Genomic DNA, 13,687 nt, shown 5'->3' with positions numbered 1-13,687 from the left:
CATTAAAAAAGGCTTCCATATATCGGAAGCCTTTTTGTTTAGTTGGGGCGTATTGAATTAAAAGTCGAGCTCTTCAATTGCAATACTGTCTGTAAAGTAGTCTAGTTCTTGTAGTTCTTTACGTAGGCGCTGTTTGTCTTTTATTGCTTCTATTTCACGCCATTTTCTTTTTTTATTTTTCTGAGAGGTTTTCCTTGTTGTATCTGGTCCTTCTAATATCTCTAATATATCGTTTAGGCTATCCATGAACTTCTCCTATTGATTTTATTGACCTCAAGAATACCTATACCACAGGCCTAGTTAAAATAGAATAAAAAAGTGACAGTTATGTTACATAAGTGTGATTAATTGATGAAGGTTTATACGAGGATTATATGAAGTCGATATGAAGATTATATAGAGGGGTAGCGTATTTTAGGCATAAAAAACGCCGCTATTGCGACGTTTTTAAAACACGATTATAGCAAATTACATTGCTTTAAAGCGCGCCTCTAGTTGTTCTTGTGCATCAGCAAAAGAGCGAATACCTTCAGCTAGTTTTTCAGTAGCCATAGCATCTTGGTTATGTAACCAACGGAACTGTGCTTCTGTTAATGGCTCTGGTTTTGGCTCTTGTGGAACATCGCTTTCAAGCAAATATTCTTGTGCGCCTTCAAGGTTACCTAAATCTTCTAAAAGATTAGGGCTAATAGTTAGCTTGTCACAACCTGTAAGTGCAATAATTTCGCCTGTATTACGGAAACTTGCACCCATCACAACTGTTTTGTAGTTATGGCGTTTGTAAAATTCAAAAATGCTGCGTACAGACTGAACACCTGGATCTTGTAGCGGATCGGTTGGTTTTTCCATACCGTTAGCAACGTGCCAATCTAAAATACGGCCAACAAATGGCGAAATTAGAAATACGTTTGCATCGGCACACGCGCGAGCTTGGGCATCGCTAAATAATAAAGTAAGGTTACATTTAGTCCCTTCTTTTTCTAGCTGCTCAGCGGCTTTAATACCTTCCCATGTAGACGCTACTTTAATTAAAATTTTGTCTTTGCTTACACCTTCTTTTTCGTAAAGGCTAAGTAGGGTATGTGCTTTATCAATCGTAGCTTGCGTATTAAACGAAAGGCGTGCATCTACTTCAGTAGAAATATAACCAGGTACAATAGCGCTAATTTCTTTACCTAGTAATACGGCAAAGTAATCACATGCTAGTTCAAGTTGTTTAGCTGGCTCTTGCTCGGTTTCTTTTGCGTAGCTCCAAGCTTTATCTAGGTAAGGCTTATATGCTTCAATCTCGCTCGCTTTTAATAAAAGTGACGGGTTTGTAGTTGCATCTTCTGGTTGATGCTTTTTAATCGCTTCAATATCACCAGTATCGGCCACAATAGATGAATGTTGTTTTAGCCTTTGTAGAGCTGAAGTCATTTGCTTTCCTCATTCCAAGCAAGTTAAAAGAAAAATCTAATCACTCTTAATATATTCAATCCATACTGCAACAGTGTGACAATGCTTGATAGGTCTTATGTCCTGATCAATAAAAAAACGGCTATGCATGGATTTTAAGAGAGGATTTATTTAAACAAAACGTGCTTTTCGTTTCATTTAATGTTGAAATTGACACTAAATAAATTACAAGTCAATAGCTAACTATGATCACTGTTATTTCACCTGCAAAAAATCTTGATTACGAAACGCCACCCGCAACAGACAAGTTCACTCAGCCTGAATTACTAGAGCACAGCGAAGAGCTCATGAAAGTATGCCGTGAACTAACACCAGCGCAAATTGGCAGTTTAATGAAAATTAGCGATAAGCTTTCTGGGCTTAACGCAGCACGCTTTAGTGAGTGGGCGCAGCCGTTTACACAAAGTAATGCTAAACAAGCCGCACTTGCCTTTAACGGCGATGTATACGGCGGTTTAGATGCAAGTACACTAACGGCAACTGAGCTTGATTACGCACAAAACCATTTACGTATACTCTCGGGTTTATACGGCTTATTAAAACCACTTGATTTAATGCAAGCTTACCGTCTTGAAATGGGCACTAAGCTTGAAAACTCACGTGGTAAAAACTTATATGAGTTTTGGGGCAGCGTAATAGCGAATAAACTAAACGACGTATTAAAAGCACAAGACGCACAATACTTAGTTAACCTTGCTTCAAACGAATACTTTAAAGCGGTTGATAAAAAAGCGCTTAATGCACAAATTATTACCCCTCACTTTAAAGATTGTAAAAACGGTCAATATAAAGTAATCAGCTTTTATGCTAAAAAAGCACGCGGCATGATGGCGCGCTACATTATCGAAAATAAAGTAACGCAGTTAAGCCAACTTAAAGAGTTTACGGTAGCAGGTTATTACTTTAGCCCAGAGGCAACAGTTAAAGAGCTTGAGCCGGTATTTATGCGCGACGAACAAAATTAGGTTTATAAGCTTAAATAAAAAATTTAAAAGCCATGCATTGCATGGCTTTTTTGATGTTGGCGTTATATTTGCAATCTCATCTAATATTAATGAGAACACTAATTAAATAGGTGCAAATAAAATGATCAGCATTCCGTCAATTGACGAAGCCGAAAAACTAATAGAAGAAAAGCTCGGAGGCTGGTTTGATATTGTTATCAGCCATATCCCTAATTTTATAGTTGCGATACTGATCGCAATTGTGTTTTCAATATTGGCACGCTTTGCTGGCAAGCTGATGAAAAACGTATTACGCCGCTCACTCGACTCAAAACAAATTGCCGACTTAATGGCGTCAATTTTTAAAGTTATTGTGTTGTGCATAGGTTTATTTATAGCGCTCGATTTTGTTGGCTTAAAAGGCACCGTTACTTCGCTACTTGCTGGTGCAGGTATTGTGGGTTTAGCCATTGGTTTTGCGTTTCAAGACATGACCGAAAACCTAATAGCTGGTATAGCAATGGGTGTACGTAAGCCATTTAAAACAGGGGATGTAATAGAAACCGATGATGTGTTTGGTTCGATACATTCTATAAACCTACGTAACACGCTAATAGAGAGCTTTTACGGGCAACTAATACTTGTACCAAACAAAGTCTTATTTAGAAATGTACTAAAAAATTACACCACGCTAGGTATTAGACGTATAGAAGTACCTGTAGGTATTTCGTACGGCGATGACATAGAAAAAGCAAAAGACGTTATAGTCGAAAAAATTAACGAATTTGACTTTGTAATACGCAAAGACGAAACCGCCGTATACGCTGAAGGCTTTGGTGACAGCAGCATCAACTTACTGGTGTGGTTTTGGATTAAATACCCAGGCGAGCCTGACTTTATGACGGTACGCCATAAAGGTATAGTTGCCGTTAAGCAAGCACTAGACGAGGCGGACATTAGCATTCCATTCCCAATTCGCACTTTAGATTTTGGTATTAAAGGGGGCGAAAAACTCGATGCTATGATTAGCGATAAAATAAGCCAGCAGTCACCAAATAAAGACAGTAGCGACGGTACTGACTCTAGCCAAAGTGAGTAATTTAGTTAAAGCTCATTAGGCAAAAGCATTGGGAAATAGTTACTTACCAACAGCGCATTTTTACAGAGTAAAAATGCGCTTTTTAGACATTTTATAAAATAAAGGATATTTCTAATTTTAAAGTTAAGTCCTTTCATATAAGTATAAATTATCATTTTCCAATAAGAGCGCAATAAATAAACTTGTAACCATTACAAATACATAAACAACGAGGTGTTTGGATAATAAATGCATTTTAGTGGTTTTATGTTCCTTTTTTGTTTGTTTCCCCTTGTAAATTCGAGGTTTTTGAATAAATAAATTTATTTTTAGCTTTTGGTAGGCTAGATTTAACTTAACTGCTCTTTATTTAGTAAATACAAATGCCAAGCAAGAAAGAAAATTCAGCTTTTCAAACGAGTCACTGGAGTTTAAAAACTAAGCTAACATTAATTTTCCTACTCGTAGGGATAATACCCGCCCTCATAATTACTACAATTTCTACATTACAATCAAAATCACGCGTCGAATACAATATATCTCAGTCGCTTGAGGCGATTAATCAAATAAAAAAAACTCAGATCGAAAATTATTTTAATCAAAAAAGGGCAGATATTGAGCTTTTGGCTTTGATTGTTCCGCAGCTTGAGGAAGACAACTATGATCGCTTTTTTACAGAATATATACAGAAGTATGACTATTACGATGTGTTTTTAATTAATAACAATGGGCTTATTTATTACACTCAAGCTAGAGAATCTGATTATCAAACAAACATATTACAAGGGAAATATGCGAGTTCAAATTTAGGAGATTTAATTAAAGAGGTTAAACAATCTAAAAGTTTTAGTATTGCTGATTACAAACCGTATGCACCAAGTAATGGAGAACCCGCTGCGTTTATTGCTATACCTGTTGATGGTAGCGATACAATAGTTGCTTTGCAGCTTTCGAGCAAAGGGACTAATCAAATAATGGGTGTTCGCGAAGGGATGGGAGAAACTGGTGAGAGTTACCTAGTTGGAGAAGATAAGCTAATGCGTTCTGATTCATATCTTGACCCTGAAGGACATTCACTCAAAGCAAGTTTTGCAGGAACTGTAACAAATAATGGTGCTGATACAGAGGCTGTAAATTTAGCTTTAAATGCTCAACATGGTACTAAAATAATAAAAGATTATAATGGAAATAACGTACTTTCTGCCTTCGATAGTATAAAGATTGGAGATTTCAGCTGGATTATATTAAGTGAAATTGACGAATCAGAAGCATTTGCACCAGTCCATCAGACTGTGCTTTTTAGTGTGATTTCTATAATAGTAGCTGCAATTGTTGTTGTATTTATTGGTGTTTTCTTTTCTCGAAAAATAGCGACTCCAATAATTGTAGCTTCCACTTTTGCTAAAAAAGTGGCGGCAGGAGATCTTAGCAGTAATATCGAAGTTAATTCACACGATGAGGTAGGCATGCTACAAGTTGCATTGCATACCATGTTAGAAAATCTCAGAAAAATGATTGGTGAATTATCTAACGTTGCAGTTCAGCAAGGCAGTACAGCAACAGAGCTTGCCTCAGTTACTGAGCAAACTAGCTTAGCAGTTACCGAGCAGCAAGCACAAACTATACAAGTTGCAGCCGCCACTACCGAAATGACTGAAACAGTAAAAGAGATAGCGAGTACAACTGCTAGTGCATCATTATTATGTGAAAATATTCAAAGAATGGCTCGAGAAGGCTCTGAAAATAATGATAGTACTTACAACGCACTTGTTTCTCTTGGAGAAGCTACAAAAAAATCAGCACATGAAGTGACGGAGTTGAAGCATAATTCAGAAAAAATAGTGAATGTATTAGGCGTTATTAAAAAGATAGCTGATCAGACTAATTTACTTGCTTTGAACGCAGCAATTGAAGCAGCTAGAGCTGGTGAACAAGGGCGTGGTTTTGCTGTTGTTGCTGATGAAGTACGAAGCTTAGCTAAGTCTACGCAAGAGTCTACAATGGAGGTTGAAGTGATCATTGAAGCTGTTGTGAGTGCCAGTAACGCAGCTGTTCAAGCAATGACAGACAATGTAGGACAAACAATTCAAGTTCAGGAAATAGCTAAGAAAGCAAACTTAATCAATAGTAATGTAGGCAAAGCAGTAGATGAAATTTTTGATATGGTTGTTCAAATTGCAACCGCCTCTGAGCAGCAGGCAACCACCATCGATGAAATATCACGAAATATAGGTGTCATAAATATGGGTATATCAGAGACCGAGCAGGCAGTTAGAGATATTGCACAGTCAAGTAGCGAATTGTCTAGAATGGCAAACGGTTTAAATGATGAGGCCCAAAAGTTTAGTCTTTAACTTACTCCATTAATTTAGAAATCTTTGATTTAATGCCGCTAATCATACAGATATAACTACGGTAGGATGTTACAGGGACGTACCATAAAAGACGTGAATAAGCGCGTGCCAAATAGTGCACGCGCATAAATAAATATTAGAGTTGGTGAGACACTTTGCAACCGACGAGCTCGTAAATTACAAACTTCCAACATATTTATGTTTTATTCTAACATGTTAAATAACGCTAATTTTGTTACGAATGATTTTAACCCCATCCATATTTTCTAAAAACTTTTGAGCCAGTGCGCGCTGAAAACCAGTTTGTGCTTCACCGTATAAATCTACTTCACCATTTTTTACCTGCACGCGAATATCACTTAACGCTAGGTTAGGATTAGTTCGTAGGGTGTTGGTGATAGCTTGTTGTAAGTTAGGTTGAGTGGCTACACTGCTTACTACGGCCATGTTGGTTGCTGCACTTACTTTTGTAGCGCAAGCTAATAAAAATAAACAACAAAATGATACTAAAGCGATAGTTAACTTGAAGCGGTTCATAACTTAATCCTTACATTACGGTGAATAGTGCAGCCACAATATGGAAATTCCATCGGCTAGGTTATCTTTGTAGTTACAATTTCGGTGCCAATATTAACGCTATGAAATATAAGGGAATTTTATTAAGTGGGAATTCAGGTGGGCAAAAATTACATTTAAATGAGTATGAGTTACATGCTTGGGTTACATATGTAACAGGTACAAACAGCAGAGCCTGCAAGGCTTGCATTAAAAAGCCGACAAAAGTCGGCTTAGTATAAAAATGTTTTAGGTTACTTTTTCTTTTTAACCTTAGCCTTTTTCTTGGCTTTCATTTTTACTGGATCTTTACGCTTTTTAGCTGGTGGCTTAGCTTCTTTATGCTGTGGCTCAACACCCCTAATTACACGGCGTTTTAATTTTTGTTCAACGTAGCGCTCTACTTTATATAAAATACCAATATCGTGTGCTTCAACTAGCGATATTGCTATCCCTTTTTTACCAGCACGGCCAGTACGACCAATACGGTGTACATATACGTCGGCAGTACGCGGCATATCAAAGTTAATAACGTGGCTGATGTCAGATACATCAATACCACGTGCAGCTACGTCGGTAGCAACTAATATGCTTGTTTTGCCACTGTGGAAGTTTTCCATGGCTTTCATACGTTTGTCTTGTGGCATTTCGCCGCGTAACCACGCTGCTTTTACATCATTAGTTGTAAGTTCGCCAATCAATGTTTCTAAGCGTTCGCGAGTTTTAACAAACACAATCGCTTTAGTTACGTCAGGGTTTTTTAGCGTATTAACTAATAATTCAAGTTTGTGATGATAATCGTCGGCTAAATGTACCCATTGGTGAATTTTTGCTTTTTCTTTACGTGACGATTCGGCTTCTAATAGAGCTGGGTCGTTTAATGTTTTTTCAGCAAACCTTTCTACGCTGTCACCTTCAAGTGTTGCTGAGAATAAAAAACATTGGCGACGATTTTTAGCTTCGTCACAAATACGGCTCATTTCTTTTTTGAAACCCATATCTAACATGCGATCTGCTTCATCAATAATAAGCATTTCTACGTGTTCAGCATGAAAGTTTTCGGTTTCTAGGTATTCCATTAATCGACCTGGTGTGGCGATTAAAATATCGTTATTTTTTTCAAAAATTTCTTTATGCGTACCGTAGTTAATACCGCCTGTTACTACACCAATTTTTAGGTGTGTGCGTTTAGCTAGCAGTTCACATTGTTCATGAATTTGATAAGCCAGCTCACGAGTCGGGGTCATAACGAGTACGCGCGCAAAACCAGGGTCACGACGTGGGAAATCCAGTAAGTACTGAATAGCCGGAATTAAAAATGCCGCTGTTTTACCTGTACCAGTAGGCGCAGATGCTAAAATATCGCGCCCCTGTAGTGCTTCAGGAATAGCTTGTTGTTGAATGCTGGTTGGCGTCTCGTAGCCCATTTTATTAATGGCATCGAGTAGCTTGTTATCAAGATCAAATTCAGAAAATTGCATAGAGTGTCTAAAATAAGGGACAATTACCCTGATTATACGCGCTATGCTGCGCTTGGTGAATGAAAAGGTGAAAAAATGTCTGGTTTTGTATTTAAACAATTTAAAGTTGAACACGACCACTGTGCAATGAAAGTTTCTACCGATGGCATTTTGCTTGGCGCATGGGCTAATTTAAGCGGTGCAAAGTCATTACTTGATATAGGCACCGGCACTGGCTTGTTAGCACTAATGTGTAAGCAGCGCAGTAATGAGCTTGATATAACTGCGGTAGAAATTGACGAAAGCGCCTATACCCAAGCATTACAAAATGTAGCTAATAGCCCGTGGCCAACTATAAGTATTACGCACCAAACTATTCAAAGCTTTAGTAGTGAAGTTAAATTTGACGTGGTTATCTCTAATCCACCGTATTTTAATCACAGTTTAAAAGGCGATAATGTTGCGCGTAATACCGCACGCCATACCGACGGCCTAAGTTTTGAAGAGTTAATTAATGCGTTTAAACATTTAAGCCATAGTGGTTCCCGCTTTAGCTTAATACTCCCAAGCGTTGAAGGCGCATTATTTATTGAGCTTGCTACTCAAAATGGGCTTTATTTAAATACCCATTGCCAAGTAAAAGCCACGCCCAACAAAGATATTAGCCGCAGTTTAATGACATTTAGCTACGTAAAAAGCGATATAGAATCATCAACCCTGTGTATTAGAAACTTAGATAATACCTACACTGCTGATTATATAGCCCTGTGCAAAGCATTTTATTTGAAAATGTAAATTGCCTAGCTATGTAGGTTATCTAGTAATAAAGGATAATTTACCTATTATGCATACGTATTCAGTTTTTATTTAATCAATTACCAATCTAGTGTTAACCACTTGTAAATAACATCGAGTAGTTGTTTTGCTCGCTCAACAATTGGATCACACACTATGAAACTCAATAAAATAATCACCACCGCAGGTTTAAGCCTAGGGTTGCTCTTACCTAGCATTGCGACTGCTACGCCCACCACATTTGTACATTTGTTTGAATGGAATTGGCAAGATGTAGCGCAAGAATGTGAGCAATACCTAGGACCAAAAGGCTACGCTGCAGTACAGGTCTCGCCACCTAATGAGCACATTACAGGAAGCCAATGGTGGACACGTTATCAGCCAGTAAGTTATGAATTGCAAAGTCGTGGCGGAAACCGTGCACAGTTTATCGATATGGTAAATCGCTGTAGTGCAGCTGGGGTTGATATTTACGTTGATACGCTTATTAACCATATGGCAGCAGGAAGTGGCACAGGCACAGCCGGAAATAGCTTTGGTAATAAAAGCTTTCCTATTTATAGCCCACAAGATTTTCATGAAAGTTGTACCATTAATAGTTCTGACTATGGCAACGATCGCTACCGAGTACAAAACTGTGAACTAGTTGGACTTGCCGATTTAGATACCGCTTCAAACTATGTGCAAAATACCATTGCAGCATATATTAACGACTTACAAGCTATTGGCGTAAAAGGCTTTCGGTTTGATGCTTCTAAACATGTTGCAGCAAGCGATATCCAAAGTTTAATGGCCAAAGTAAATGGCTCGCCAGTGGTTTTTCAAGAAGTGATCGATCAAGGTGGGGAGGCTGTTGGTGCCTCTGAATATTTAAGCACAGGTTTAGTAACTGAATTTAAATATAGCACTGAGCTTGGTAACACTTTTAGAAACGGCTCGCTTGCATGGCTGAGTAATTTTGGCGAAGGGTGGGGCTTTATGCCAAGCTCTTCTGCGGTGGTTTTTGTAGACAATCACGACAATCAGCGCGGGCACGGCGGCGCTGGCAATGTTATTACCTTTGAAGATGGCCGCTTATATGACTTAGCCAATGTATTTATGTTGGCTTATCCGTACGGTTATCCAAAAGTAATGTCGAGTTATGATTTTCATGGTGATACAGATGCTGGTGGGCCAAATGTACCGGTACATAATAATGGTAACTTAGAGTGTTTTGTGAGTAATTGGAAGTGTGAGCATCGCTGGTCATATATTGCAGGCGGGGTCGATTTTAGAAATAACACCGCCGACAATTGGGCAGTAACAAACTGGTGGGATAACACAAATAATCAAATTTCATTTGGCCGAGGTAGCTCGGGTCATATGGCTATTAACAAAGAAGACTCAACACTTAGTGCAACTGTGCAAACCGATATGGCGCCAGGGCAATACTGTAATGTGCTAAAAGGCGAACTGTCAGCTGATGCTAAAAGTTGTAGTGGTGAGGTTATAACGGTTAATTCCGACGGTACTATTAATCTTAATATTGGCGCTTGGGATGCGATGGCAATTCATAAAAATGCCAAGTTAAATACCAGTTCTGCCTCAAGCACTGAAAGTGACTGGCAGCGAACGGTTATTTTTATTAATGCACAAACACAAAGCGGACAAGATATGTTTATCCGTGGTGGAATTGACCACGCTTATGCAAACGCAAACCTTGGTCGAAATTGCCAAACAAGTAATTTTGAGTGTGCAATGCCTATTCGTCATAACAATTTAAAAAATGTCACAACAAGCCCTTGGAAAGCAAATGATAACTACCTTGATTGGTATGGTATAGAAAATGGGCAAAGTAGCGAAGCAGAAGGTTCTGCTACCGACTGGACAACGAAAGTTTGGCCAGCAGGTTGGGGCGTTGAAAAAACGGTAAACACAGATGGCTTTGGTGTGACACCTTTAAATATATGGGGCGAACACTATTGGATGCTTGATGTAGATATGGATTGCAGTAAAGCGGTTAATGGATGGTTTGAACTAAAAGCATTCATTAAAAATGGCCAAGGATGGGAGACTGCCATTGCACAAGACAATCCACTTTATACAAGTACTAATCATATGGCGCAATGCGGAAAAATTAATAAATTTGAGTTTAATAATTCAGGTGTAGTAATTCGTAGTTTTTAAAAGTAAGCAAAAAAGCTCATATGACAACCTAAACTAATGATTATTAGTTTAGGTTTTTTATTTTATGTACAGCGCTTTAATAGTGTGTTTATAAATCACCTGATATGATTTAGCCATTGGCCACTTAATTTAAAAGGCAACACAATGAAAAAGTTAAATAAATTAGCATTACTTAGCACGTTAGCAGCCACCATTTTTGCAAGCCAAGGTGTGTTTGCTGCTATTACGCCTGTAGGGCTTTGGAAAACGATTGATGAGGATACAAACCAAGCTAAGTCGTATGTACGTATTACCCAAACCAGCGGTGTATTGAGCGGCAAAGTTGAAACCATTCTTAACCCGGCAAAACAAAACGATATATGCAGTAAATGCGATGATGAGTTAAAAGATCAGCCTATTTTAGGAATGACTATAATCACGGGTGTAAAAGCACAAGATGATGGTGTTTGGGGAGACGGTGAAATACTCGACCCAACAAACGGTAAAACCTACACTTTACAACTAACCCCGCAAGATGAAGGTAAAAAGCTCGAGGTACGCGGCTACATTGGCTTTTTTTATCGAAACCAATATTGGCTAAAAGTAGAGTAAGTTTTACTACTTATTTAATCACTGGGCGTTAAATAATTAAGCATTAACTGAAATCATTTTTGCGCTTTGCCTTTCTTACTCACTAAGCCAGCTATATTTAATTGGCATTCAATTTTGAGTAAATAATAAAGGAAAAAAGATGATTAAGTACATAGTTGCTTTAATAATGCTTAGTGCACTGTTAATAAGCGGTGGGGCAAATGCAAAGGATGATGCTGTAAATACGGGTTGGTTTAATAACACGGCTATTAAAGGGTACGACAGCGTTGCTTATTTTACGCAAAATAAAGCCGTTAAAGGCAGCGACAAATACACATTTAGTTATTTAGGTGCCAACTGGCACTTTTCGAGTGAAGAAAACAAAACGACATTTGCAGAAAACCCAAAACGTTATGCACCGCAATACGGTGGTTGGTGTGCTTATGCAATGGCTGATGAAGGTAACGCTGTAGGTATAGACCCAGAAGCATTTTATATTCACGAAGGTAAGCTTTACTTAAACTATAGCGAAAGCGTGCAGCAAAAATGGTTAAGTAATTTACTACCGTACATTGTTATGGCAGATGGGTACTACCCACAAACAACCAATGTGATGACGTTTCAATAAATTGATTTATATTAATTAAAAAGCCCGCAGCTAAACTAGTTGTGGGCTTTTTACTTTTTATTTGTCGGTATTGATAAGTGAATTAAAGCGTTTCGCCGTATTCAGTCATTACCTGTTCAACCCATGTTGCAATGCGGTCGTCGCTTAGCTCGTATTGACTGTCTTCGTCGAGCGCGAGTCCTACAAACTGTTTACCATCAGGCGTTAATGCTTTTGAAGCTTCAAACTCGTAACTACTGTCGTTTGGCCAAAAACCAAGTTGAGTAAATGTTTGCGTATTTATTTCGTCGTGTAGCATGCCTAGCGCATCTTGAAACCACTGCCCGTAACCTTGCTGATCGCCCATGCCAAATAAAGCAATGGTTTTACCATTTAGGTTTACGTCGGCTATGTCGTCCCACTTTGACTCCCAGTCTTCTTGTATTTCACCAAAATCCCATGTTGAAATACCAAAGATGATAAAGTCATACTGCTCTGCATTTTTTAGTGGCTCGTCTTTAATATTGTGCAGGGTAACTATATCGGCACCAATAATGTCGCGAATCTTTTCTGCTGCCATTTCGGTGTAGCACGTAGTAGAACCAAAAAATAAACCAATTTGCATCGTATTTATCACTGTGTAATTGCCTGATATGATAGGCTCAAGTTTACCGTAAGGTATTTTTAATTGATACCTTAGCAAAGCATGAGAGCATAATGTGACAACGCTATCTGACGATTCTTTTGAAAATAATAGCAGTATGAGCAGTAATAGCGACTACCTAGAAACCTTTTTAGATAGCCTGTACTTAGAACAAGGCGTAAGCGAAAACACATTAAGTGCTTATCGCAGTGATTTAGATAAGTTTTGCCTATTTTTAAAGGGCGAAAATTTAATGACGGTAACAGGGCTTGATGTTGAAAGTTACTTAGCGCATCGAGTCGATTTAGGCTTAAAACCACGCAGTACGGCACGTAGTATTAGTGCGCTAAAGCGTTTTTATCAGTACTTTGTGCGCGAAAAACTAATTAGCGATACCCCCATGCTAAATATTTCTCAGCCAAAAGCAGGGCAGTCGTTACCTAAAACACTCTCAGAGGCCGAAGTTGAGGCATTATTAAATGCGCCTAATACCGAAGAAGCGATGGGACTGCGCGATAAAGCCATGCTAGAGCTACTTTATGCAACGGGTTTGCGTGTAAGTGAGCTTGTTGGACTGCGCATGGAGCAAATTAATTTGCGCCAAGCAGTGGTGTTTGTAAAAGGTAAAGGTAATAAAGAGCGCTTAGTTCCACTGGGTGAAGAAGCCATGTATTGGCTTGAGCAATTTTTAAAGGGTGGGCGTGCGCAAATGATAAAACATGCCACCGATTTTGTGTTCCCATCTAAACGCGGAGTAGGCATGACGCGACAAACCTTTTGGCATAGAATTAAACACTATGCTATTTTGGCAGCAGTTGAGTCTCCATTATCGCCCCATACTATGCGCCATGCTTTTGCTACGCACTTATTAAATCATGGGGCAGATTTACGTGTGGTACAAATGATGTTGGGCCATAGCGATTTATCAACGACGCAAATTTATACCCATGTTGCCAATGAACGGTTAAAGTCGGTACACGCAGAGCACCATCCGCGTGCGTAAGTTTGAAAGTAAATATCATTAAGCCGGTCAATATATTAAGTATTTTTAGGATAG

Annotated in this window: 13 protein-coding genes; 8 read left to right on the top strand and 5 right to left on the bottom strand. The window is 38.6% G+C overall.

The window, feature by feature from the left end; genetic code table 11:
• Nucleotides 1–57 precede the first annotated feature (57 nt).
• Together I6E82_RS13035 and tal are read right to left on the bottom strand one after the other, a co-directional pair.
• Nucleotides 58–246 carry a DUF3545 family protein gene (locus tag I6E82_RS13035; RefSeq protein ID WP_007583746.1) on the bottom strand — a complete coding sequence of 63 codons (189 nt, stop codon included), beginning with the start codon at nt 244–246 and terminating at the stop codon, nt 58–60.
• Nucleotides 247–468: 222 nt separating this feature from the next.
• On the bottom strand, nt 469–1,419 hold the full coding sequence (tal, locus tag I6E82_RS13030) for a transaldolase (RefSeq protein WP_010553269.1): 951 nt from the start codon (nt 1,417–1,419) through the stop codon (nt 469–471).
• A 224-nt stretch (nt 1,420–1,643) separates the two neighbouring features.
• Here tal and yaaA point away from each other — a divergent pair, with 224 nt between their 5' ends.
• The 3 genes from yaaA (at nt 1,644) to I6E82_RS13015 (ending at nt 5,834) form a co-directional block, all read left to right on the top strand.
• Entirely contained in the window at nt 1,644–2,423 is a 780-nt protein-coding gene (gene yaaA, locus I6E82_RS13025) for a peroxide stress protein YaaA (protein WP_197118059.1), read from the top strand.
• 121 nt (nt 2,424–2,544) lie between these two features.
• A complete protein-coding gene (locus I6E82_RS13020; RefSeq protein WP_197118058.1) occupies nt 2,545–3,501 on the top strand; it encodes a mechanosensitive ion channel family protein in 957 nt (318 codons plus the stop codon).
• Between the two features lie 362 nt (nt 3,502–3,863).
• A complete protein-coding gene (locus I6E82_RS13015) occupies nt 3,864–5,834 on the top strand; it encodes a methyl-accepting chemotaxis protein (protein ID WP_197118057.1) in 1,971 nt (656 codons plus the stop codon).
• A 216-nt stretch (nt 5,835–6,050) separates the two neighbouring features.
• On the opposite strand, the gene I6E82_RS13010 is transcribed toward I6E82_RS13015, so the two are convergent.
• A complete protein-coding gene (locus I6E82_RS13010) occupies nt 6,051–6,371 on the bottom strand; it encodes a BON domain-containing protein (RefSeq protein WP_010553266.1) in 321 nt (106 codons plus the stop codon).
• A gap of 272 nt (nt 6,372–6,643) precedes the next feature.
• The gene (gene srmB, locus I6E82_RS13005; protein ID WP_007376476.1) at nt 6,644–7,870 is read right to left on the bottom strand and encodes an ATP-dependent RNA helicase SrmB; all 1,227 of its coding nucleotides are present in this window, start codon (nt 7,868–7,870) and stop codon (nt 6,644–6,646) included.
• 75 nt (nt 7,871–7,945) lie between these two features.
• Between srmB and I6E82_RS13000 the strand changes: the two genes are divergently transcribed.
• From I6E82_RS13000 to I6E82_RS12985, 4 genes are all read left to right on the top strand, one after another.
• A complete protein-coding gene (locus tag I6E82_RS13000; protein WP_024592856.1) occupies nt 7,946–8,644 on the top strand; it encodes a tRNA1(Val) (adenine(37)-N6)-methyltransferase in 699 nt (232 codons plus the stop codon).
• A 156-nt stretch (nt 8,645–8,800) separates the two neighbouring features.
• Nucleotides 8,801–10,810, top strand: coding sequence for an alpha-amylase (locus I6E82_RS12995; RefSeq protein ID WP_197118056.1), 2,010 nt, complete (start codon nt 8,801–8,803; stop codon nt 10,808–10,810).
• 144 nt (nt 10,811–10,954) lie between these two features.
• Nucleotides 10,955–11,401 carry a DUF2147 domain-containing protein gene (locus tag I6E82_RS12990; protein ID WP_024607541.1) on the top strand — a complete coding sequence of 149 codons (447 nt, stop codon included), beginning with the start codon at nt 10,955–10,957 and terminating at the stop codon, nt 11,399–11,401.
• A 139-nt stretch (nt 11,402–11,540) separates the two neighbouring features.
• Entirely contained in the window at nt 11,541–12,008 is a 468-nt protein-coding gene (locus I6E82_RS12985) for a YHS domain-containing (seleno)protein (protein WP_007583762.1), read from the top strand.
• A gap of 82 nt (nt 12,009–12,090) precedes the next feature.
• On the opposite strand, the gene fldB is transcribed toward I6E82_RS12985, so the two are convergent.
• Complete coding sequence (gene fldB / locus I6E82_RS12980; RefSeq protein ID WP_007583764.1) at nt 12,091–12,612, bottom strand: flavodoxin FldB; 522 nt, start codon at nt 12,610–12,612, stop codon at nt 12,091–12,093.
• A 94-nt stretch (nt 12,613–12,706) separates the two neighbouring features.
• Between fldB and xerD the strand changes: the two genes are divergently transcribed.
• Nucleotides 12,707–13,633 (top strand): site-specific tyrosine recombinase XerD, encoded by a 927-nt coding sequence (xerD, locus tag I6E82_RS12975; RefSeq protein ID WP_024590718.1) that lies wholly within the window; start codon nt 12,707–12,709, stop codon nt 13,631–13,633.
• Nucleotides 13,634–13,687: the final 54 nt, after the last annotated feature.

Origin of the sequence: Pseudoalteromonas sp. NZS11 (genome assembly GCF_015864765.1) — a bacterium.
Lineage (GTDB): Bacteria > Pseudomonadota > Gammaproteobacteria > Enterobacterales > Alteromonadaceae > Pseudoalteromonas > Pseudoalteromonas arctica.
This window is presented reverse-complemented; position numbering and strand designations above follow the sequence as displayed.